The 21,929-nt window shown below is 71.6% G+C and carries 18 protein-coding genes and 1 riboswitch; of the genes, 10 read left to right on the forward strand and 8 right to left on the reverse strand.

The features are described from left to right. The first annotated feature begins 12 nt into the window (after window positions 1-12). Together OHS17_RS23835 and OHS17_RS23840 are read left to right on the forward strand one after the other, a co-directional pair. Window positions 13-1,266, forward strand: a complete 1,254-nt coding sequence (locus tag OHS17_RS23835; RefSeq protein ID WP_330313794.1) for a sensor histidine kinase — start codon at window positions 13-15, stop codon at window positions 1,264-1,266. Window positions 1,267-1,289: 23 nt separating this feature from the next. Next, the gene (locus OHS17_RS23840; protein WP_330313795.1) at window positions 1,290-1,940 is read left to right on the forward strand and encodes a response regulator transcription factor; all 651 of its coding nucleotides are present in this window, start codon (window positions 1,290-1,292) and stop codon (window positions 1,938-1,940) included. Between the two features lie 62 nt (window positions 1,941-2,002). On the opposite strand, the gene glgX is transcribed toward OHS17_RS23840, so the two are convergent. Then, on the reverse strand, window positions 2,003-4,261 hold the full coding sequence (gene glgX / locus OHS17_RS23845) for a glycogen debranching protein GlgX (protein ID WP_330313796.1): 2,259 nt from the start codon (window positions 4,259-4,261) through the stop codon (window positions 2,003-2,005). 152 nt (window positions 4,262-4,413) lie between these two features. On the opposite strand from glgX, the gene OHS17_RS23850 reads away from it, so the two are divergent. The 5 genes from OHS17_RS23850 to OHS17_RS23870 all read left to right on the forward strand — a co-directional run bounded on the left by OHS17_RS23850 (window position 4,414) and on the right by OHS17_RS23870 (window position 9,412). Further along, the gene (locus OHS17_RS23850; protein ID WP_330313797.1) at window positions 4,414-5,640 is read left to right on the forward strand and encodes a L,D-transpeptidase; all 1,227 of its coding nucleotides are present in this window, start codon (window positions 4,414-4,416) and stop codon (window positions 5,638-5,640) included. A 177-nt stretch (window positions 5,641-5,817) separates the two neighbouring features. Then, complete coding sequence (locus OHS17_RS23855; protein WP_330313798.1) at window positions 5,818-7,071, forward strand: L,D-transpeptidase; 1,254 nt, start codon at window positions 5,818-5,820, stop codon at window positions 7,069-7,071. 132 nt (window positions 7,072-7,203) lie between these two features. Continuing rightward, a complete protein-coding gene (locus OHS17_RS23860) occupies window positions 7,204-7,971 on the forward strand; it encodes an enoyl-CoA hydratase/isomerase family protein (RefSeq protein ID WP_330313799.1) in 768 nt (255 codons plus the stop codon). 274 nt (window positions 7,972-8,245) lie between these two features. Continuing rightward, a complete protein-coding gene (locus OHS17_RS23865) occupies window positions 8,246-8,761 on the forward strand; it encodes an ATP-binding protein (RefSeq protein WP_330313800.1) in 516 nt (171 codons plus the stop codon). Window positions 8,762-9,196: 435 nt separating this feature from the next. Further along, window positions 9,197-9,412 (forward strand): EF-hand domain-containing protein, encoded by a 216-nt coding sequence (locus tag OHS17_RS23870; RefSeq protein WP_018521234.1) that lies wholly within the window; start codon window positions 9,197-9,199, stop codon window positions 9,410-9,412. Window positions 9,413-9,605: 193 nt separating this feature from the next. On the opposite strand, the gene OHS17_RS23875 is transcribed toward OHS17_RS23870, so the two are convergent. From OHS17_RS23875 to gcvT, 7 genes are all read right to left on the reverse strand, one after another. Continuing rightward, on the reverse strand, window positions 9,606-10,553 hold the full coding sequence (locus tag OHS17_RS23875) for a terpene synthase family protein (RefSeq protein ID WP_443053233.1): 948 nt from the start codon (window positions 10,551-10,553) through the stop codon (window positions 9,606-9,608). 620 nt (window positions 10,554-11,173) lie between these two features. Next, on the reverse strand, window positions 11,174-12,502 hold the full coding sequence (locus OHS17_RS23880; RefSeq protein WP_330313801.1) for an SGNH/GDSL hydrolase family protein: 1,329 nt from the start codon (window positions 12,500-12,502) through the stop codon (window positions 11,174-11,176). 198 nt (window positions 12,503-12,700) lie between these two features. Then, window positions 12,701-14,407, reverse strand: coding sequence for a methionine--tRNA ligase (gene metG / locus OHS17_RS23885; protein WP_330313802.1), 1,707 nt, complete (start codon window positions 14,405-14,407; stop codon window positions 12,701-12,703). Window positions 14,408-14,509: 102 nt separating this feature from the next. Next, the gene (locus tag OHS17_RS23890; protein WP_161208049.1) at window positions 14,510-15,892 is read right to left on the reverse strand and encodes an L-serine ammonia-lyase; all 1,383 of its coding nucleotides are present in this window, start codon (window positions 15,890-15,892) and stop codon (window positions 14,510-14,512) included. Between the two features lie 164 nt (window positions 15,893-16,056). Continuing rightward, window positions 16,057-17,316 (reverse strand): serine hydroxymethyltransferase, encoded by a 1,260-nt coding sequence (gene glyA / locus OHS17_RS23895; protein WP_073863070.1) that lies wholly within the window; start codon window positions 17,314-17,316, stop codon window positions 16,057-16,059. Window positions 17,317-17,335: 19 nt separating this feature from the next. Beyond that, window positions 17,336-17,713 carry a glycine cleavage system protein GcvH gene (gene gcvH / locus OHS17_RS23900; protein WP_330313803.1) on the reverse strand — a complete coding sequence of 126 codons (378 nt, stop codon included), beginning with the start codon at window positions 17,711-17,713 and terminating at the stop codon, window positions 17,336-17,338. Window positions 17,714-17,816: 103 nt separating this feature from the next. Next, window positions 17,817-18,932, reverse strand: a complete 1,116-nt coding sequence (gcvT, locus tag OHS17_RS23905; protein ID WP_330313804.1) for a glycine cleavage system aminomethyltransferase GcvT — start codon at window positions 18,930-18,932, stop codon at window positions 17,817-17,819. A gap of 144 nt (window positions 18,933-19,076) precedes the next feature. After that, window positions 19,077-19,170, reverse strand: a riboswitch (glycine riboswitch). A 184-nt stretch (window positions 19,171-19,354) separates the two neighbouring features. Between gcvT and OHS17_RS23910 the strand changes: the two genes are divergently transcribed. The 3 genes from OHS17_RS23910 (at window position 19,355) to OHS17_RS23920 (ending at window position 21,816) form a co-directional block, all read left to right on the forward strand. After that, window positions 19,355-20,038, forward strand: coding sequence for an AAA family ATPase (locus OHS17_RS23910; protein WP_330313805.1), 684 nt, complete (start codon window positions 19,355-19,357; stop codon window positions 20,036-20,038). A 125-nt stretch (window positions 20,039-20,163) separates the two neighbouring features. Then, on the forward strand, window positions 20,164-20,934 hold the full coding sequence (locus OHS17_RS23915; RefSeq protein ID WP_330313806.1) for an enhanced serine sensitivity protein SseB: 771 nt from the start codon (window positions 20,164-20,166) through the stop codon (window positions 20,932-20,934). Window positions 20,935-21,048: 114 nt separating this feature from the next. Further along, window positions 21,049-21,816 (forward strand): enhanced serine sensitivity protein SseB C-terminal domain-containing protein, encoded by a 768-nt coding sequence (locus OHS17_RS23920; protein ID WP_330313807.1) that lies wholly within the window; start codon window positions 21,049-21,051, stop codon window positions 21,814-21,816. Window positions 21,817-21,929 lie beyond the last annotated feature (113 nt).

Below are 21,929 nucleotides of genomic sequence, written 5' to 3' on the forward strand. Positions count from 1 at the left end.
AGACTTCCCCGCATGAGCGCACACGTCACGACGGCCGAGCAGTGGTGGGGGCGGTTCTTCCGCTACGGCCCCTACGGGCTGCTCGGCCTGTCCGCCGTCGTCTCGGCCGTCACCCGGAACCTCGTCATGTCCCCGGCCGACGAGCGCGTCGCCGCAGTGCTCCTCCCGGCGGCGCTCGGGCTCCAGCTGTGGTGGTCCCGCACCGCGTCCGGCGCCGGACCGAGGGCGAGCGTCTGCTACTTCACCGCCCGCACCCTGCTCGCCTTCGGGCTCACCTGGTGCAACCCCTTCTTCTCCATCTACGCGGTGTTCGGCTACTTCGACGCCGGCCGGGTCCTCCCGCAACGCGCCTTCCGGCCCGGGCTGCTCGCGGTCGCCGTCATCATGGCGCTCGCCCAGAGCGGCAGCCCCCTGCCGCCCGCCACCCTGATGAACTGGATCGTCTTCGGCGTCGTCCTCGCCGTGCACGCCACCCTCACCATGGTCTTCGCCCAGATCGGGGAGCGGGAGGCCGACCAGGACCGGTCCAGGAACGCGACCATCACCGCCCTGGAGACCGCCAACGCCCGCCTGGAACAGGCCCTCGCGGAGAACGCCGGGCTGCACGCCCAGCTCCTCGTCCAGGCCCGTGAGGCCGGGGTGGCCGACGAGCGGAGCCGGCTGGCCGCCGAGATCCACGACACCATCGCCCAGGGACTCACCGGCATCATCGCCCAGCTCCAGGCCGCCACCTCCACCGGCGACACCGACCCGGACCTCGCCCGCGAACACCTCGTACGGGCCGCCGCCCTGGCCCGGCACAGCCTCGGCGAGGCCCGCCGCTCGGTGCACAACCTGCTGCCCGCGGCCCTCGAACACGACGACCTGCCCGGCGCGCTCAAGAAGACCGTCGCCACCTGGTCCCGGCGCACCGGGGTGCGCGCCGAGTTCACCGTCACCGGCACCGTCGCACCCCTGCATGACGAGGTCGGCGCCACCCTGCTCCGCATAGCCGAGGAGGCCCTGGCCAACGCGGCCCGGCACGCGGAGGCGTCCCGGGCCGGGGTCACCCTGTCGTACATGGGCGACGAGATCACGCTCGACGTCCGCGACGACGGCCGCGGCTTCGACCCGGCCGCGCTGCCCCCGTACCGGGGCGCCGGAGGATTCGGCCTCGGCGGCATGCGCTCGCGCGCCGAACGCATCGCGGGCACCGTCGAGGTGGAGACCGGACCCGGCCTGGGCACGGCGGTCAGCGCCCGCGTCCCGCTGGTGCCGCACGGCTGACCCCGTCCCGTACGGTGTCCGTCATGGACCGGGAACCCGCGCGCGTCATCACCCTGATCGTCGTCGACGACCACCCCGTCGTACGGGACGGGCTGCGCGGGATGTTCGCCTCCGCACCGGAGTTCCGGGTGCTCGGCGAGGCGGCCGACGGGGTCGAGGGCGTCGAGATGGCCGCCCGGCTCGACCCCGACGTGGTGCTCATGGACCTGCGCATGCCGGGCGGCGGCGGGGTCGCCGCGATCACCGAGCTGACCCGGCGCGGCGCCCGCTCCAAGGTCCTCGTCCTCACCACGTACGACACCGACTCCGACACCCTCCCCGCGATCGAGGCTGGCGCGACCGGCTACCTCCTCAAGGACGCGCCCCGCGAGGAGCTGTTCACCGCCGTCCGGGCCGCCGCCGAGGGCCGGACCGTCCTCTCACCGGCCGTCGCCTCGCGGCTCGTCTCGGCGGTCCGCTCCCCGGCCGCCCCCGGCAACGAGACGCTGTCCGCCCGCGAGCGCGAGGTGCTGGCGCTCGTCGCCCGGGGCACCTCCAACCGGGAGATCGCCGCCGAGCTGTTCATCAGCGAGGCCACCGTGAAGACCCACCTCACCCACCTCTTCGCCAAGCTGGGCGTCAAGGACCGCGCCGCCGCCGTGGCCACGGGCTACGACCGCGGCATCCTCGGCTAGGGGGTGTCTTGCCGGTCAGGGCCGGGGCCGCGGTGTCTGGCACGGCACCCCCGCCCGGCCCCTCACTCCCGTACGCGCAGCAGCAGCACCGACCGCTCCGGCACCGTCAGCCGCTCGCCGCCCCCGTGCACCGTGCCCGGGGGTGCGGCCTGGTCCTCCCGCGAGGTGTCCAGGACCAGTTCGTAGGCCTGGGCCCACGGCGGGCCCGGCAGCACGAAGTCCACCGGTTCGTGGCCCGCGTGCAGGACGGCCAGGAAGCTGTCGTCGGTCACCTGCTCCCCGCGCGCGTCCCGCCCCGGGATGTCCCGGCCGGAGAGGTAGAGCCCGACCGTCGCGGCGGGCGCGTACCAGTCGGCCTCGGTCATCTCCGTGCCCTCACCGGTGAACCAGGCCAGGTCCCGCAGCCCGTCCGGGGCCTGCGGCCGCCCGGAGAAGAACGCCCGGCGGCGCAGCACCGGATGGCGGTGGCGCAGCGCGAGCACCCGCGCGGTCAGCGCCGCCAGCTCCCGCCACTCCGGCTGGTCGAGGAGCGACCAGTCGACCCAGCCGGTCTCGTTGTCCTGGCAGTACGCGTTGTTGTTGCCGCCCTGCGTACGCCCCATCTCGTCGCCCGCGACCAGCATCGGCACCCCGGTCGACAGGAGCAGCGTGGTGAGCAGGTTGCGCAGCTGGCGGCGGCGCAGCGCGTTGACGTCCGTGTCGTCCGTCTCGCCCTCGGCGCCGCAGTTCCACGCCCGGTTGTCCGAGGTGCCGTCCCGGTTCTCCTCGCCGTTGGCCTCGTTGTGCTTCTCCTGGTAGCTCACCAGGTCGCGCAGGGTGAACCCGTCGTGCGCGGTGACGAAGTTGACCGAGGCGTACGGGCGGCGCCCGCCCCACGCGTACAGGTCGCTCGATCCGGTCAGCCGGTAGCCGAGGTCCCGTACGTCGGGCAGCGCGCCGCGCCAGAAGTCCCGTACGGCGTCCCGGTAGTGGTCGTTCCACTCCGTCCACAGCGGCGGGAAGGCCCCCACCTGGTAGCCGCCGTTGCCGACGTCCCAGGGCTCGGCGATGAGCTTGACCCGGCGCAGCACCGGGTCCTGGGCGATCACCGCGAGGAACGGGGAGAGCATGTCCACGTCGTGCATGGAGCGGGCGAGCGCCGCCGCCAGGTCGAAGCGGAAGCCGTCCACGCCCATCTCGGTCACCCAGTACCGCAGCGAGTCCGTGATCAGCCGCAGCACGTTCGGCTGGACGACGTGCAGGGTGTTGCCGCAGCCGGTGTAGTCCGCGTACCGGCGGGCGTCGCCCTGGAGGCGGTAGTAGCCCCGGTTGTCGATGCCGCGCAGCGACAGCATCGGGCCCAGCTCGCCCGCCTCCGCGGTGTGGTTGTAGACGACGTCGAGGATGACCTCGATGCCCGCGTCGTGCAGCGCGCGCACCATCCGCTTGAACTCGCCGACCTGGCCGCCCGTGGTGCCGCTCGCCGAGTAGCCGGCGTGCGGGGCGAAGTAGCCGATGGAGTTGTAGCCCCAGTAGTTGCTCAGCCCGCGCCGCAGCAGATGGTCCTCGTGCGCGAACTGGTGCACCGGCAGCAGCTCCACCGCCGTCACCCCGAGGTCCTTCAGATGCCCGATCGCCGCGGGGTGGGCGAGCCCGGCGTAGGTGCCGCGCAGCTCCTCCGGGATGCCGGGGTGGCGCCGGGTGAAGCCCTTCACGTGCAGCTCGTAGATGACGGAGTCCGCCCACGGCGTCTTCGGCCTGCGGTCGTCGGCCCAGTCGTCGTCGTCGTGGACGACGACCCCCTTCGGCACGTAGGGGGCGGAGTCCCGTTCGTCCCGTACGGTGTCCGCGAACTGCTGGTCGGGCCAGTCCCTCACATGGCCGTACACCTCGGCCGGAAGGGTGAATTCGCCGTCCACGGCCCGGGCGTACGGATCGAGCAGCAGCTTCGCCGGATTCCACCGGGCGCCCGTCCACGGGTCCCACCGGCCGTGCACCCGGTATCCGTACCGGCGGCCCGGCCGCACCCCGGGGACGAAGCCGTGCCAGACCTCGTGGGTGAGCTCGGTCAGGGGGAGCCGCGTCTCCGTGCCGTCCTCCTCGAAGAGGCACAGCTCGACGGCCTCCGCGCCGCCCGCCCAGAGCGCGAAATTGGTGCCCGCCACCCCGTCGGGGCCGGTCCTGAAGCGGGCACCGAGCGGCATCGGCGCCCCCGGCCACACCACCGGCGGGCGGCGCCCGGGCACCGCGGCGGCGACCCGCTCCGCCACCGCCCCGGCGGTCCCCGATTCCGTCCCCGCGTCCGTCTCCGGTACTGCCTGCTGCTCGGCTGCGCTCGACACCTTCTCGCCTCCCGCGGCTCGTGGGACCGGCACCGGAAGGGGGTGTGCGGCGTCCCGGCCGCGGCTCCCCGAGTGCGGCCGTCCCCTGTGTTCTGCCCACCGGGCGGCCCGCACTCACGTTTCCCCCGACCGGCCCCCGTCGTTGGGGGGACATGACTCACGTAGCGAAGAAGGCAGGGACGCGCCCGGTCACCCCACTGCTCGGGCGGGGTCTGCTCGCCGTACTGGCGCTGCTGGCCGTGCTGACGGGCTGTTCGGGCGCCGGTTCGTTCATCGGCGGGAAGGGGAAACCGCAGGAGGCCATCCGGGTCACGCCCGCCGACCGGGCCGAGGACGTCCGGGCGGACAGCCGGGTCGGGGTGGAGGTCCCGGACGGCCGGCTGGAGAGCGTCCGGGTGCGGCGGATCGAGGACGCGCAGGAGCAGGAGGTGCCGGGCCGGATCGCCGAGGACGGCCACTCCTGGGCGCCGGCGAAGGGGGCGCGGCTCGGGCTCGCCGCGAAGTACAGCGTGGACGCGGTCGCGGTGGACGGCGGCGGCCACCGCGCGGCCCGGCACACCACCTTCACCACGGCCGTCCCCAAGGACCGCTTCATCGGCTACTTCAAGCCGGAGAACCGCTCGACCGTGGGCACCGGCATGATCGTCTCCTTCGAGTTCAACCGCCCCGTCACCCGGCGGGCGGCGGTGGAGCGGGCGATCCGGGTGACCGCCGATCCGGCGGTGACGGTGGCCGGGCACTGGTTCGGCAAGAGCCGCCTGGACTTCCGCCCCGAGGAGTACTGGCAGCCCGGCACCGAGGTCACGGTGGACATCGGACTGGCCGACGTGGAGGGCGCGCCGGGGGTGTACGGCAGCCAGCGCAAGACCGTGCGCTTCACGGTGGGCCGGGAGCAGATCTCCCGGGTGGACTCCGCCGCGCACACGATGGAGGTGCGCCGGGACGGGCAGCTCGTCTCCACGGTCCCGGTCACCGCGGGCTCCCCGACGACCACCACGTACAACGGGAAGATGGTGGTGAGCGAGATGCACGAGGTGACGCGGATGGACGGGCGGACCGTCGGCTTCGGCGGCGAGTACGACATCAAGGACGTGCCGCACGCCATCCGGCTGACCAAGTCCGGCACCTTCCTCCACGGAAACTACTGGTCCGACGACAGCGTCTTCGGCTCCACCAACGTCAGCCACGGCTGCATCGGGCTGCGGGACGTCCAGGGCGGCAGCGGCTCCACCCCGGCCGGGTGGTTCTTCGACCGCACCCTCATCGGGGACGTCGTCGAGGTCGTCAACTCCCCGGACAAGACGGTCGCACCGGACAACGGACTCGGCGGCTGGAACCTGGACTGGGCCCGGTGGCGGGCGGGTTCGGCGCTCCGGTAGCGGGGCGGCGGAGGCCCGGGGCCACTTGGGACGGAACGGTGACAATTCCGAGAGGATCTGCCCACAGTCGGTGTGATTATCTCTCTGCTGAGCGCGCGTATGCAGTGCGCGGGGGCGGGAACCTACGGGTTCCCCGGGCCTAGGCGGGGCCAGGCCGTGTGAGGGGAGACGACCACATTGAACGGGCAGCCGATATCGGGGACATCGGCCGGGACGGGCGGCAGGCGGCGGCTGCGGGGAGCCACCGGTCTGCCGGCCCTGGCGGTGGGTGCGCTGTTGCTTCTGGTGACGGCGTGCGGCGGGGGAGACGCCGACGCGGGCAGCGCGGACGGCAAGGCGGGCGGGGTCAAGGACCAGGACACCAGCGCCTCGCAGGCGGTGGTGACCGTCGCGCCCAAGGACGGGACCGATGACGTCGCGACGAGCGGCGCGCTGAAGATCACCGCCGCGCAGGGGAAGCTGACGGTCGTCAAGGTCTCGGACCCCAAGGGCGGCGAGGTCGAGGGGAAGATCGCGACGGACGGCGCGAGCTGGGTGCCCGACCACCACCTGGCATCGGCGACCAAGTACAAGGTCCACGCGGTGGCCAAGGACGCCAAGGGCCGTGAGTCCGCGAAGGACACCTCCTTCACCACGCTCGTCCCCCAGAACACCTTCATCGGCCAGTACACCCCGGAGGACGGCTCGACGGTCGGCGTCGGCATGCCGGTCTCCATCCACTTCACCCGGGGCATCACCGACCCGGAGGCCGTCGAGAAGGCCATCAAGGTGACCGCCGAGCCCGCCGTGCCCGTCGAGGGCCACTGGTTCGGCAACGACCGCCTGGACTTCCGGCCCGAGCAGTACTGGGCCGCCGGCACCAAGGTGACCGTCAAGCTCAACCTCGACGGCGTCGAGGGCCGGCCCGGGGTCTACGGCAAGCAGGCCAAGACCGTCTCCTTCACCATCGGCCGCAGCCAGGTCAGCACCGTCGACGCGAAGACGCACCGGATGAAGGTCGTCCGGGACGACAAGCAGATCAAGGACATCCCGATCTCGGCGGGCGCCCCGGCCACCACCACGTACAACGGCCAGATGGTCATCAGCGAGAAGCTGCGCGTGACCCGGATGAACGGCGACACCGTCGGCTTCGGCGGTGAGTACGACATCAAGGACGTGCCGCACGCGATGCGCCTGTCCACCTCGGGCACCTTCATCCACGGCAACTACTGGGGCGGCCCGGGCGTGTTCGGCAACGCCAACACCAGCCACGGCTGCGTCGGCCTCCAGGACGTGCGCGGCGGCGGCAGCTCCTCCACCCCGGCGGCCTGGTTCTTCAACAACTCGCTCATCGGCGACGTGGTCGTCGTGAAGAACTCCAACGACAAGACCATCAGCCCGGACAACGGCCTCAACGGCTGGAACATGAGCTGGTCGGAGTGGACCAAGTAGGTCCACGCCCCTCACACCCCGGCGGGCCCGGCACCGAGATCCACGGTGCCGGGCCCGCCCGCGTCCGCCGTGACGCACGGCACCGCCCTCGGCCCCTGCGGCCCCGCGTTAGCGCCGGTTAACCTGCACCCCATGACCGTAACCCTCGAAGTAAGCGACGGCGTCGGCACCATCCGCCTGGACCGTCCGCCGATGAACGCCCTGGACGTGGCGACCCAGGACCGGCTGCGCGAGCTCGCCGAAGAGGCGTCCCGGCGCGACGACGTGCGCGCCGTGGTGCTCTACGGCGGCGAGAAGGTGTTCGCGGCGGGCGCGGACATCAAGGAGATGCAGGCGATGGACCACGCGGCCATGGTGCTGCGCTCCAAGGCCCTCCAGGACTCCTTCACCGCCGTCGCCCGCATCCCCAAGCCCGTTGTCGCGGCCGTCACCGGCTACGCGCTCGGCGGCGGCTGCGAGCTGGCCCTCTGCGCGGACTTCCGCATCGCCGGGGACAACGCCAAGCTCGGCCAGCCGGAGATCCTGCTCGGCCTCATCCCGGGCGCCGGCGGCACCCAGCGCCTCGCCCGGCTGGTCGGCCCCGCCAAGGCCAAGGACCTCATCTTCACCGGCCGCCACGTCCGGGCGGACGAGGCCCTGACGATGGGGCTCGTGGACCGCGTCGTGCCCGCCGCCGAGGTGTACGAGCAGGCGCACGCCTGGGCGGCCAAGCTGGCGAAGGGGCCGGCGCTGGCGCTGCGCGCGGCCAAGGAGGCCGTCGACGGCGGCCTGGAGACGGACATCGACACGGGCCTCACGATCGAACGGACGTGGTTCGCCGGTCTGTTCGCCACGGAGGACCGCGAGCGCGGAATGCGCAGCTTCGTGGAGGAGGGTCCCGGCAAGGCGAAATTCCTCTGACGGCAAGCTGGTTGAAACCCCGACCGAACGCCGGTGGAGAACGCAAACGGGCGCGTTCATCCGTGCGGGCGGATTAGCGCAACCTTAAGGGAACCTTAAGAGCGGCCGCGTCCGGAGCGTCGGAGAACCCGACCGGAGGGATTGTTTTCGCAGGTCAGGTGGGCTGTTTGGGGGCGCGTAGTGCCGGTGGCATATGCCAAACAGCCCTCGGGGAACGACTGCTTACGGGTCGCGTATTCCCTCGGAACGGCCCCGGAGGGCCCGCTGTGCGGCCATGATGGTGTGCATGGCGGGCCTGGAGGGTGTGGAGCAGCCGCGACCGCGCAGCAGCGCGACAGCGGCACGGAGATTGCCGGCCGTCGAGGACGAACAGGCGTTCAAAGCGCTGGAGTTGTTCGGAAACCCGACGGAGGAAGAAGTCCGGCTGCCCTCCCGTCCGGAGTCCGCGGCGACCGCCCGCCGGCTCACCTCGTGCGTGGTCCTGCATCAGTGGGCGCTTTCCCCGCAGGCCGCCGAACACGCCGTTCTGCTCGTCTCCGAGCTCGTCGGGAACGCCGTGCGGCACACCGGCGCCCGGGTCTTCGGACTGCGCATGCTGCGCCGCCGCGGCTGGATCAGGATCGAGGTGCGTGACCCCTCGCGCGGGCTGCCGTGCCTCATGCCGGTCCGCGAGATGGACATCAGCGGCCGCGGCCTCATGCTCGTGGACAAGCTCTCCGACCGCTGGGGCGTGGACCTCTTACCCCGGGGCAAGACCACCTGGTTCGAGATGCGCATCTCCGACCGCTGACCGCGCCCTCCGGGATTTCCGAGGCTTTCGCGGGCCGCACCGGGCAGACAGAAGCCCCCGTGTCGGCCGTGGTACGGCGCCTCGGGGGCTTCTGTGGGGGGACCGTGAAATGGGGGGTGTGTTCACGGCCGCTCATGACGACCTGGCCCGGGTCAATGGGGGTCGTGTCACCGACTATGACAGACGGAAGACTCCCCAGCCAAAGCCGCATTCTGTGCATATCGCTACACATTCGGACATTTCATCGAAGAAACGCAGGTGTGGTCGGTCACGTGCCTGGAAATCGATGAGTATTCATGAGTTCACGCGCATGATCCATTGATCGTCCACGATGTGGACGGCGTGTGCCGATTGGCTGGCCCTCCCACGCATCGGCCCGCCCGGGGCGCCGGATAATCTGAGCCCCGTCAGACAGTCATACGAAGGGGCGGAACAGTGGCGGACATCGAGTCGGCGCGCAAGGCGTTCGAGCGGTACGACCTGAACGGCGACGGGCTGATCTCGGCCGCCGAGTACAAGAGCGTCATGGCTCAGCTGGGTGACCCGTACGTCACCGAGCCGGTCGCGCAGGCCGTGATCAACTCCCACGACGCGAACGGCGACGGGCTCCTCACGTTCGACGAGTTCTGGGCCGCGCAGAACAAGGCCTGAGCGGAACCGGGCCTGAGCAGCGCAAGGGCGGATCCGGGACAGGCTCCGGGGCCGCCGGTTCCGGCCACCGGCGGCCTCCCGGCCCCCGGCCGGGGAGCGCGGGGGGCGGCGCGGCGAGAAATGTCCGGAAATCGCTGACGCGGCCCCGCGCACCGGTCCCGGTCGCCGCCCCGCCCGCCCCCGCTCCGTCCCGTCAGGCCGCGAAGTTACGGGACATCGAGCCGTCCTCCTCGATCTCCGTCAGCTCCGGGCGGGTGTAGCGCTCGGCCCGGGCGTGATAGTCGAAGTCCCCGCGTACGAGCCCCCGGTAGTCCTGGACGCAGCGCTCCAGCGCGGTGCGCGTCGGGCCCTCGATTCCGGCCGCCTCGATCTCCTGCACGAGTTCCTTCTCGGCCCGCTGCACCCGGTCGGCGATACGGCCGAGCAGAATTCCGGCCTCGTCCACCGCCTCCTGGAGCGAGCAGCCCCGGTCGCGCTGGAGCAGCCGGACGGTGTTGTGCTCGTATCCGAGCACCGCCTCCTTCTCGAACGAGCAGATGTCGTTGCAGAGCCCGGAATGGTCGGCCACCGCATTGCGCAGCGCGATATAGGCGGGCAGGCTCCGGGCGGATTCCGGGAGGTCGATTCCGGCGGTGATCTCGTGCAGATCCAGGAACGGCTGCATCGCCACGGAATCGCGGCGGTGCTTCACGAAGTCGGCGGTGCTCGGCACATGTCCCGCCGCCCGGTCCACGGCCTCCGCGTAGTACGTCCACAGCCAGGCCGCCGTGTCCCGCCGGAACTGCCGCACCCAGTGCGCCGGACGGTCCACGCAGGTCCGGGCGAGCAGTTCGTCCAGCGCGTGCTCCATGCGGCCGACGGGCGCCCGCACCCCGTCCAGGACGTCCACCAGACGCCCGATCGCGCCCTCGCAGAGCCGGGGGTCGCGCCCGGCCGGGCCGTCGTCGAACTCGTCGTCCACCAGGAAGGCCCAGAAGAGCCACTGGCAGAACAGGTCCAGATGCTTCTGCGAGGCCCGGGGGAATATCAGCGAGATCCAGAGTTCCGGGCGGGTCCGGATCATTTTCTTCACGGCCACGGGTGACAGGACGAGTTCACTGGCCTCCGCCCATTCCCAGGCGGCCTTCTTCGTCTTCTCCACTCCCGGATGACATCCCGCACTTTCGAACGGCATGTGGAATGCGGGAAGCGCGATCTTGCTCATGGTGCACCTCGTCGTGACGATAAGAACAGGGCAGGGGGATGCGCGAGACGGATACGCGCACGCGGAACGCGCGACGACGAATGGCGGACGCACGCACGGCCCTGCGGCCACGGCCCGCACCGGCACGGCGGGAGCGCGGTGGGACAGCGGGCCGGGCGCGACGGAGCCCGCCGCGCCCCCGGACCGGAGCCGGTGCGGCGGGCGGTCACCGCCGGACCCCCGGCCGCCCCCTCCGGACGGCCGTACGCGGCCCGCACGGCCGGATCACGCCGCGGGCGTGCCGGGGAAGGGGCGGCCGGCATGACTGTCCTCTTTCCTCCGCGCGGACCGGGCGGCCGGAGCCGGGCCCGGGGCAGCGCACCGCCTGACGTGCGCGGCGGGCGCGTCACCACTCGTCACGTCCAGTGAACTCCCTGCGAGCAAGGGAGGGAAGGAGCCGGTGACCGAAAATGTGTGATCGACACGAACTCCTGCGCGCTTGTGAGCAGTTGGCTTACTCCTGGGCCTCCCGCGCGTCGCGCGGTGGCGGACACCGGATGGCCGGATCGGTGGGCCGGTCAGTGGTAGCCGAAACCCGCCGGGAGCGGCGACGGCTCGAAGAGGCGGGCCGGGACCGCCTCCGCGAGGGCACGGTAGCCGGCCGGGTTCAGGTGCAGGTGGTCACCGACGTCCAGGGAGGCGCGGATCGCGGCGGGCCGGTGCGGGTCGCGGACCGCGCGGTCGAAGTCCAGCACCGCGTCGAACCGGCCGCTGGTGCGTATCCAGGTGTTGACCGTACGGCGGGACTCCTCGCGGTACCCGTCCGGATCGTCGTAGTCCGTGTTGCCGCCGAAGGGCGTCAGCGTCGCCCCGTACACCCGGATGCCCTGGGCGTGGGCGCGGGTGATGATCTGGTCGTACGCGGTGATGACGGCCTCGGCCGTGCGCTTCTGGGCCGCCGGGGCGGCGTCCGCCGTGCCGATGTCGTTGACGCCCTCGAAGACGATCAGCCGGTCCGTGCCGCTCTGCGCCAGGACGTCGCGGTCGAGCCGGGCCAGTCCGTTGGGACCCAGTCCGTCGGCGAGCAGCCGGTTGCCGCCGGCCGCCTGGTTGACCACGGAGGTGCGGTCCGTCAGCCGCCCCTGGAGCACGTCCGGCCAGCGGTCGTTGCCGTTGGTCGTGGAGCCCCGGCCGTCCGTCAGCGAGTCCCCGAGCACGGCCGTCGCCGACGTGGTGCCCCGGGCCCAGACCTCGACCCCGCTGAGCAGGTACCAGTGGTCGGTGGTCGTCGCGCCGGGCAGGTCCCCGTCCCGTACGTGGTCGCCGCGCAGCAGGTACGAGGTGGTGCGGGAGCCCGGGTGCGAGGTGAGGGCGGTGGACGCCTGGCCGGTCGCCAGGTAGACCGTCGCCGTGAGGTTGGACCCGGGGGCGACCCGGAAGCCCAGCGGGTCGGAGACGGCCTGCGCCCCGGCCGGTACGTCGATGGACGCCGAGCCCCGGAAGGTCACCTTGCGCGAGGTCCCCGGACGGATCGCCCCGGTCCCCGCCTTCCCGTCCAGCGGGAGCGCCACGGAGACCTCGGTGATCGGCAGCACCGCGCCGCCGAACGCGTTGGAGAACCGCAGCCGGATGTGGTCGCCGCCCGCCGAGACGTGGACGGTCTGCCGCAGCGTCGTGTCCGTCAGCACGGAGTCGTCGCCGGTGAAGGGGGCCGGGGGCATGTTCGACGGCTCCGTCAGCTGGGGCATGGACGTCCAGCTGCTGACCCAGTGCGCGCCGCGTTCCCGGGGGCCGGGCGCACCTCCGGAGTGCGCGTCCGCGGCGCCGAGGGCCGGGGAGACGGCGGCGAGGGTCGCGCAGAGCGCCCCCGCCGTGATCAGGCTGAGGAGCGACGTTCTTCGGTTCATGGCGGTGTTCCCTCTGCGTGTCGGGTTTCTCCATGCACACGTACGTGCCCCGGCCGGGCACGCGGCAGATTAGCGCCGCCGGAACTTTCGGTCAACGGTTCGAAATATTTCGATCGTACGGGGGTTGAGCATGCCCCGGAACGCGAAGTCGCCCGGCCGGAAGACCCGGCCGGGCGACGACGTACGACGACGAAGCGACTACTGGGCGCCGAAGCGCTCCCGCCACGCCTCCAGGTCCTCGTCGGTGATCTTGGCGAAGAGCACCGGCGGCACCGTGAAGGCGGTCCCGGCCGGTACGGACGCCAGGGCGCGGGCCTCGTCGGCGCTCACCCAGGTCGCCGTGTCGTCCGCCAGGGCGAACGCCTCGCGCATGGCCCGCGCGGAGGACGGGATGAACGGCTCCGAGACGACCGCGTACAGGTGGATCAGGTTCATCGCGGTGCGCAGCGTGAGCGCGGCGCCCTCCTGGTCGGTCTTGATCTCCAGCCAGGGGGCCTTCTCCTCCAGGTAGGAGTTGCCCGCGCTCCACAGCGCGCGCAGCGCCTGGGCCGCCTTGCGGAACTGGAGCGCCTCCATGTGGCCCTCGTACTCCGCGAGCAGCCGCGCGATCTCCTCGCCCAGCTTCCGCTCGGCCTCCCCGGCCTCCTTGCCCGCCGGGACCTCGTCGCCGAACCGCTTGCGCGAGAAGGACAGCACCCGGTTCACGAAGTTGCCGAGGGTGTCGGCCAGGTCCTTGTTGACCGAGGTGGCGAACAGCTCCCAGGTGAACGACGTGTCGTCCGACTCCGGGGCCTGCGCCATCAGGAAGTAGCGCCAGTAGTCCGCGGGCAGCAGCTCAAGAGCCGTGTCCGAGAAGATGCCGCGCTGCTGCGACGTCGAGAACTTGCCGCCGTAGTAGTTCAGCCAGTTGAACGCCTTGACGTGGTCGACCCGCTTGACCGGCTCACGGGTGCCGATCTGCATCGCCGGGAACATCACCGTGTGGAACGGGACGTTGTCCTTGGCCATGAACTGCGTGTACCGGACGTCGGAGGCCTCGTACCACCAGGACTTCCAGTCCCGGGTCTCCGGCTCCAGGTCCGCCCACTCCTTCGTCGCCCCGGCGTACTCGATGGGGGCGTCGAACCAGACGTAGAAGACCTTGCCCTCGGCCGCCAGCTCCGGCCAGGTGTCGGCCGGGACCGGCACGCCCCACTCCAGGTCACGGGTGATCGACCGGTCGTGCAGGCCCTCGGTGAGCCACTTGCGGGCGATCGAGGACGCCAGGTGCGGCCACTCGTCGCTCGTCTTGTCGATCCACGCCTCGACCTCGCCGGACAGCTTCGACTGGAGGAGGAAGAGGTGCTTGGTCTCCCGGACCTCCAGCTCGCTGCTGCCGCTGATCGCGGAGCGCGGCTCGATCAGGTCCGTCGGGTCCAGTACACGGGTGCAGTTCTCGCACTGGTCGCCGCGCGCCTTGTCGTACCCGCAGTGCGGGCACGTACCGACGATGTAGCGGTCCGGCAGGAAGCGGTCGTCGGCGATCGAGAAGACCTGGCGGATCGCCCGCTCCTCGATGAAGCCGTTCTCGTGCAGCTTGCGGGCGAAGTGCTGGGTGATGTCGCGGTTCTGGGCGGACGAGCTGCGCCCGAAGTAGTCGAACGCGAGCCCGAACCCGTCGTAGACGGCCTTCTGCGCGTCGTGCTGCTGCGCGCAGAACTCGGCCACCGGCAGCCCGGCCGCCTTCGCGGCCAGCTCCGCCGGCGTGCCGTGCTCGTCGGTGGCGCAGATGTACAGCGCCTCCTCGCCCCGCTGGCGCAGATACCGCGTATAGACGTCCGCCGGGAGCATCGACCCGACCAGGTTCCCCAGGTGCTTGATCCCGTTGATGTAGGGAAGCGCGCTGGTGATCAGGTGTCGAGTCATCGTTGGATGCTCCCAGTTTCTAAGGTGCCGGTGCCTCTGTCGCAGGCCGTTTTGCATCCTATCGAACCGGGGACACCCCCCTTTACCGGATTTCCGGCGCCCTCAGCACTCGATGATGTTCACCGCGAGACCGCCCCGGGCGGTCTCCTTGTACTTCACGGACATGTCCGCGCCGGTCTCCTTCATGGTCTTGATGACCTTGTCCAGGGAGACCTTGTGGCTGCCGTCGCCGCGCAGCGCCATCTTCGCGGCCGTGACCGCCTTCACCGCGGCCATGCCGTTGCGCTCGATGCACGGGATCTGGACGAGGCCGCCGACCGGGTCGCAGGTGAGGCCCAGGTTGTGCTCCATGCCGATCTCGGCGGCGTTCTCCACCTGCTCGGCGCTGCCGCCCAGGACCTCGGCGAGGGCGCCGGCGGCCATCGAGCATGCGGAGCCGACCTCGCCCTGGCAGCCGACCTCGGCGCCGGAGATGGAGGCGTTCTCCTTGAACAGCATGCCGATCGCGCCCGCCGCCAGCAGGAAGCGCACGATGCTGTCGTCCTTCTCGGCCTCGGTCGCGCCGCCCGCCGCGAAGTTCACGTAGTAGTGCAGGACGGCCGGGATGATGCCGGCCGCGCCGTTCGTCGGGGCGGTGACCACGCGGCCGCCCGCCGCGTTCTCCTCGTTGACCGCCATCGCGTAGAGGGTGATCCACTCCATGGCGTGCGTCTGGGGGTCGCCCTCCGCGCGCAGCTGGCGGGCGGTCTTCGCGGCGCGGCGGTGCACCCTGAGGCCGCCGGGCAGGACGCCCTCGCGGGACATCCCGCGCGTCACGCACGCCTGCATGGCCCGCCAGATGCCGAGGAGCCCGGAGCGGATCTCCTCCTCGGTGCGCCAGGCGCGCTCGTTCTCCAGCATCAGCGAGGAGATCGACAGACCGGTCTCGCGGGCCAGCCGCAGCAGCTCGTCGCCGGTGCGGAACGGGTGCTTCAGGACCGTGTCGTCCAGCACGATCCGGTCCTCGCCCACGGCGTCCTCGTCCACGACGAAGCCGCCGCCGACCGAGTAGTACGTCTTCTCCAGGAGCGGGGCGCCCTCGGCGTCGTACGCGAAGACGGTCATGCCGTTGGCGTGGTACGGGAGCGCCTTGCGGCGGTGCAGGATCAGCTGCTCGTCCGCGTCGAAGGGGATCTCGTGCATCCCGAGCAGGTTGATCCGGCCGGTGGAGCGGATCGCCTCGACGCGCTCGTCGGCCGTCTCGACATCCACGGTGCGCGGGGACTCGCCCTCCAGGCCGAGCAGGACCGCCTTGGGGGTGCCGTGGCCGTGGCCGGTGGCGCCGAGCGAGCCGTACAGCTCGGCCCGGATCGAGGCGGTGTGCGCGAGCAGGCCCTCGTTCTTCAGGCGCCGCGCGAACATACGGGCCGCGCGCATGGGGCCGACCGTATGGGAGCTGGACGGGCCGATGCCGATCGAGAACAGGTCGAAGACCGAGATGGCCACGGGGGACTCCTAAGGGTTGGTAGACGCCGTTGTCTGCCGGGTGGTGCGGTACGGGCGTGGGCGGCCCGGAGTGCATGAGACAAAGCGGGGGACAAGGGACGGGGCACCTGCCCACTGTTCAGTGTGCGGGTGCCCCTCCCGTAGGCGCGAATGCGCCCGACCGGCTACTTCAGGCCGGGGTACAGCGGGAACTTCTCGGCGAGCTTGGTGACCCGGGCCTTCAGGTCGTCCGCGTCGTAGGACGGCTTGAGGGCCGAGGCGATGATCTCGGCGACCTCGGTGAAGTCCTCGGTGCCGAAGCCGCGGGTGGCCAGGGCCGGGGTGCCGATCCGGAGGCCGGAGGTGACCATCGGCGGGCGCGGGTCGTTGGGGATGGCGTTCCGGTTGACCGTGATGCCGAGCTCGTGGAGCCGGTCCTCGGCCTGCTGGCCGTCCAGCTCCGAGTTGCGCAGGTCCACCAGGACCAGGTGCACATCGGTGCCGCCGGACAGGACGGAGACGCCGACCTCGGTGACGTCGGGCTGGACCAGGCGCTCGGCCAGGATGCGGGCGCCCTCCAGGGTGCGCCGCTGGCGCTCCTTGAACTCCTCGCCCGCCGCGACCTTGAACGAGACCGCCTTGGCCGCGATCACGTGCTCCAGCGGGCCGCCCTGCTGACCCGGGAAGACCGCCGAGTTGATCTTCTTGGCGAGCTCCTGGGTGGAGAGGATCACACCGCCGCGCGGACCGCCGAGGGTCTTGTGCGTGGTGGTGGTGACGACGTGGGCGTGCGGCACCGGGCTGGGGTGCAGGCCCGCGGCGACCAGACCGGCGAAGTGCGCCATGTCGACCATCAGGTACGCGCCGACCTCGTCCGCGATACGGCGGAAGGCGGCGAAGTCCAGCTGGCGCGGGTACGCGGACCAGCCGGCGACGATCAGCTGCGGCTTGGCCTCCTTGGCCAGGCGCTCGACCTCGGCCATGTCCACGACACCGGTGTCGTCCACGTGGTACGGGACCACGTTGTAGAGCTTGCCGGAGAAGTTGATCTTCATGCCGTGGGTCAGGTGACCGCCGTGCGCCAGGTTCAGGCCCATGATCGTGTCGCCCGGCTTCAGCAGCGCGAACATCGCGGCGGCGTTCGCCTGCGCACCGGAGTGCGGCTGGACGTTCGCGGCCTCGGCGCCGAAGAGCGCCTTGATCCGGTCGATCGCGATCTGCTCGACCACGTCGACGTGCTCACAGCCGCCGTAGTAGCGGCGGCCGGGGTAGCCCTCGGCGTACTTGTTGGTCAGGACGGAGCCCTGTGCCTCCATGACCGCGACCGGAGCGAAGTTCTCCGAGGCGATCATTTCGAGCGTGGACTGCTGGCGCAGGAGCTCGGCGTCGACGGCGGCGGCGACGTCCGGGTCCAGCTCGTGGAGGGAGGAGTTGAGAAGCGACATCAGGTGGTCCCTTGGGGTCTCAGTTGCCGGAGAACTCGGAGTACTCGTCGGCGGAGAGCAGGTCCTTCGGCTCCTCCGCGACGCGTACCTTGAACAGCCAGCCGCCTTCGAACGGAGCGGAGTTGACCAGCGACGGATCGTCCACGACGTCCTGGTTGGACGCGGTGATCTCACCGGTCACGGGCGAGTACAGGTCGCTCACCGACTTGGTCGACTCCAGCTCGCCGCAGGTCTCGCCCGCGGTCACCTTGTCGCCGACCTCGGGAAGCTGCGCGTAGACGACGTCACCGAGCGCGTTGGCCGCGTGCTCGGTGATGCCGACCGTGGCCACACCGTCCTCGGCGGGCGACAGCCACTCGTGCTCCTTGCTGTACCGCAGCTGCTGGGGGTTGCTCATGGTCTGAATTCTCCTGTACGCGGGGAGTGCGGATGAACGATGGTCTTACGGTGTGAGACGGGACCGCGTCACGTGTGCGGCGCCCGTGCCGGGTCCTACGGTTCTACTTCTTGCGCTTGTAGAAGGGGAGCGCCACGACCTCGTACGGCTCGTGGCTGCCTCGGATCTCCACCGCGACTCCGGCGGTGCCCGGCTCGGCGTGCGCCGCGTCGACGTACGCCATGGCGATCGGCTTTCCCAGCGTGGGGGAGGGGGCCCCGGAGGTGACCTCGCCGATGACCTCGCCGTTCGCCACGACCGGGAAGCCGGCGCGCGGCACCCGGCGGCCCTCGGCGACCAGGCCGACGAGCTTGCGGGGCGGGGCGGTCTCGGCGCGCTCCGCGGCGGCCTCCAGCGCCTTGCGGCCGACGAAGTCGCCGTCCTTCTCGAACTTCACGACCCGGCCGAGCCCGGCGTCGAACGGGGTCAGCGAGGTCGTCAGCTCGTGCCCGTACAGCGGCATGCCCGCCTCCAGGCGCAGCGTGTCACGGCAGGACAGGCCGCACGGGATCAGGCCGTGCGCGGCGCCCGCGTCGGTGAGCGCCTTCCACAGCTGCTCCGCGTGGCCGGGCGCGACGAACAGCTCGAAGCCGTCCTCGCCGGTGTAGCCGGTACGGGCGATCAGCGCGGGCACCCCGGCGACCACCCCGGGCAGCCCGGCGTAGTACTTCAGGCCGTCCAGGTCGGCGTCGGTCACGGCCGCGAGGATCGCCGGGGACTCGGGGCCCTGCACGGCGAGCAGCGCGTAGGCGTCGCGGTCGTCGCGGACCTCGGCGTCGAAGCCGGCGGCGCGCTCGGTGAGCGTGTCCAGGACGAGCTGGGCGTTGCCGGCGTTGGCGACGACCATGTACTCCGTGTCCTGGAGGCGGTAGACGATCAGGTCGTCCAGGATGCCGCCGTCCTCGGCGCAGATCATCGTGTAGCGGGCCCGGCCGGTCGAGACCGTGCCGATGTTGCCGACCAGCGCGTGGTTCAGCAGGTCCACGGCCTGCGGGCCGGTGACCGTGATCTCGCCCATGTGGGACAGGTCGAAGAGACCGGCCTTCGTGCGGACGGCGTTGTGCTCGTCGCGCTCACTGGCGTACCGCAGCGGCATGTCCCAGCCCGCGAAGTCGGTCATGGTGGCGCCCAGCGAACGATGCAGCGCATCGAGGGCGGTGAGACGGGGGGTGCTGCTCATGAAACGGGCTCCCAGGGCATGACGACGACGAGGACGATCCCTCCCCATCTGTCATCGGAACCTGAGAGGTTCGCCGAGAGACCCCGCAGGGGTTCGGCTTGCACCTTGGGTGGAGCCGCCGGGCGGCTCGCTTTTCAGATCTGCCTCATCCACGCGGTACGGGGCCTGAGAGATTCAAGGGAGGATCTTGCTCCTTCGGCGCCCGGCACGGTGACCGGGACTCTCCCGCGCGGATTCAAGCGGCCTGTATGCAGTTGGCGGGGTCATCATCGCACGCATTCCGGGGGAGCGGGGCGCCGGGACCGGTGGGCCGGGTCACGGTTTCGCGGCGGGTCGGACGGTTGCCTGGCATTACCTTTTCTTTACACTTCGGGGGTAGGTATCGGTCCTGCACGCGTCGGCCGTACGGCCAGGGGGAGGCGATGACGTTGCGCTACGCGACGACCGCGGGAACCACGGGCACCGCGCTGCCCGCACAGTCCGGCTCGCCTCCCCGGCAGGCGGTGGGCACCCATCCGCCCGTCGTCCGGGACCTGCGCGGCCGGTCCGGGCGCGGCCCGCGCGCCCTGCGCTTCGCCGCCGGGGACGTCGTGGTCGTCTCCGGGCTCCCCGGCAGCGGCAAGTCCACGCTGATCTCCCGCACCGCCCCGGCGTACGCGGTCGACTCCCAGGACACCCGGGACCGCTGGGCCCGCCGGCTGCCCCGCTTACTCCCCTACGTCCTCTACCGCCCGCTGGTCCGCCTCGCCCACTACCGGGGACTGCGGCGGGCGCTGCGCTCCGGCGCCTCCGTCGTCGTCCACGACTGCGGTACGCAGAGCTGGGTCCGGGCCCTGCTGGCCCGCCATGCCCGGCACCGGGGCAGCGGCCTGCATCTGGTCCTGCTCGACGTCTCCGCCCGGGCCGCGCGCGAGGGCCAGCGCGAGCGCGGCAGGGGCGTCTCCGCGTACGCCTTCGCCCGGCACCGCAGAGCCGTGGGGCGGCTGCTGCGGGACACCGAGGCCGGGCTGCTGCCGCGCGGCTGCGCCTCGGCGGTGCTGCTCGACCGCGAGGCGGCCGGGACGCTCACGCGCATCACGTTCGCGAACGCACAGACCGACGGCTGAAAACGGACCGTCCAACGGCTGGACGGTAGCCGACAACGGGCGGTTTCCGGATAGCCCCGGGGAGCGACGGAGGCCGGGGGAGGCCGTACCCTCTTGCTGCACGGCAACGGGGCGAGAGGGAAGCAGTGGACATTCCTGCACAGGCCGGGAGCCTGCCGCAGAGCGGCTGGCCGGCCAATGAACTCGAAGAGGTGCTGGGCGCCTCGCTCGGCACTCCGGAGGCGGGCGGACGCCTGCTGGAGGTGCTGGGACGCAGCCATGTCTGGGTGCCCCTGCCCAACGGCGGCGGGCCCGACGCCCGGGAACTCGACCTGCCCGCGATGGAGATCGACGGCGTCGCGTACGTCCCCGTCTACAGCTCCGAGCACCAGTTCCTCACCTGCGTCGGCGCCCAGATGTCCTTCACCATCGCCCCCGCCGCCGAATTCGCCCGCGGACTGCCCCCGCAGCTCGGCCTCGCCGTCAACCCGGGCGGCGCCGTCGGCCTGCCACTGCCTCCGCCCGCCGTGGCCGAGCTGTGCCGGGCCGGGCGCACCCCGCTCGACGGCCCGGCGACCGGGGGCCGGGTCCGGCTGTACGAGCCGGACTGGAAGGAGGAGCCCGTCGACTTCCTGGCCGCCGCCGCCGGCGAGTTCCACGAGAGCGGCGTCGTCCGCACCGCCCGCCGGGTCCTGGCCAGCATCGAGGGCGACGACCCCGTGCTCTTCGTCGGCGTCGAGTTCTCCACCTGGGACGGTGCCGGACAGAGCGCCCCGATGGAGGCCCTGGGCCGGGCGCTGGGCCGCGTCGCGGTGCCGTGGCCGGTCAACCTCGTCCTCCTCGACGTGGCGCAGGACCCGGTCGCCGACTGGATGCTCGAACGGGTGCGGCCCTTCTACACGCGCGCCCCGGAGTGACGGGGGGCGGCCACGGCGTCAAGCCGGTGACAGCGCGGCCGCATAAGCTGGTTTGATGGCTGAAGGCCGATGCCCGGTGGCCGAAGCAGAGGATCTACGAGGGGCGGGACCAGGGTGAGTGCGTCAGGCACCGCGGCGGCCGGTCAGGTCGAGCACATGCTGCGACAGGTCGCGCCCGGGCGCTACGACGCGTACGAGGCGCTGCTCCAGGCCCTGGCGTCCGGCCGGGTCTGGATGCTCCTGTGGCACGGCCGCCCCGGCGCCCCCGACGCCCAGTACGGGAACATGGAGGTCGACGGACTCGGGTACGCCCCGTGCGTCACCTCCCCCCAGGAGCTCACCGCCAGCGGCTGGAGCCGGGACCACGAGGTCGTCGCCGGACTGGACATCGCGCGTGCCCTCTACCCGGACCGCTGGGGCGTCTGGCTCAATCCGCACGCCCCGGGCGGCGGCGTCGGCATCCCCTGGCTGGACCTGCGCCGCATCGCGACCGGCCTCGACCGGATGCCCGCCGGACCGCTGCGGATCAGCGAACCCGCCCTCGACCTTCCGCGGTTCTACGCCCAGCTCACGCAGAACGCCCACCACACCCCCGCGATCCGCTCGCTGCGCCGCGCCTGGGTGCAGCCCGCGCTCGGCGTCCCGTACCTCGCCGTCGGCCTCGACCTGTACGACACGAGCCGGCCGTCCGTCGACGCGGTGCGCGCGATGATGCGCCAGTCCGTCGGCGCCGTCCCCGAGGGGCTGCCGGTCTCCACGGTCGCGATGTCCGACGAGTACGACCCGGTCGCGATGTGGCTGCGCGCCAACTCCCGCCCGTTCTACGACCGCGAGGCGCACGCCGCGCCCGGTTACGGCTACCCCCAGGCACCCGCGTACTGATTCTGCGTCAGATACCCGGCATATCGGGGGCATTGCGGGCACTTCGGTGTTCGTGCGCGAAGTGTTCGTTATCGCTGTTTTGTGACCGGGAGGCCCGACTTCCGAGCCCTGCT

Source organism: Streptomyces sp. NBC_00523, assembly GCF_036346615.1.
Lineage (GTDB): Bacteria > Actinomycetota > Actinomycetes > Streptomycetales > Streptomycetaceae > Streptomyces.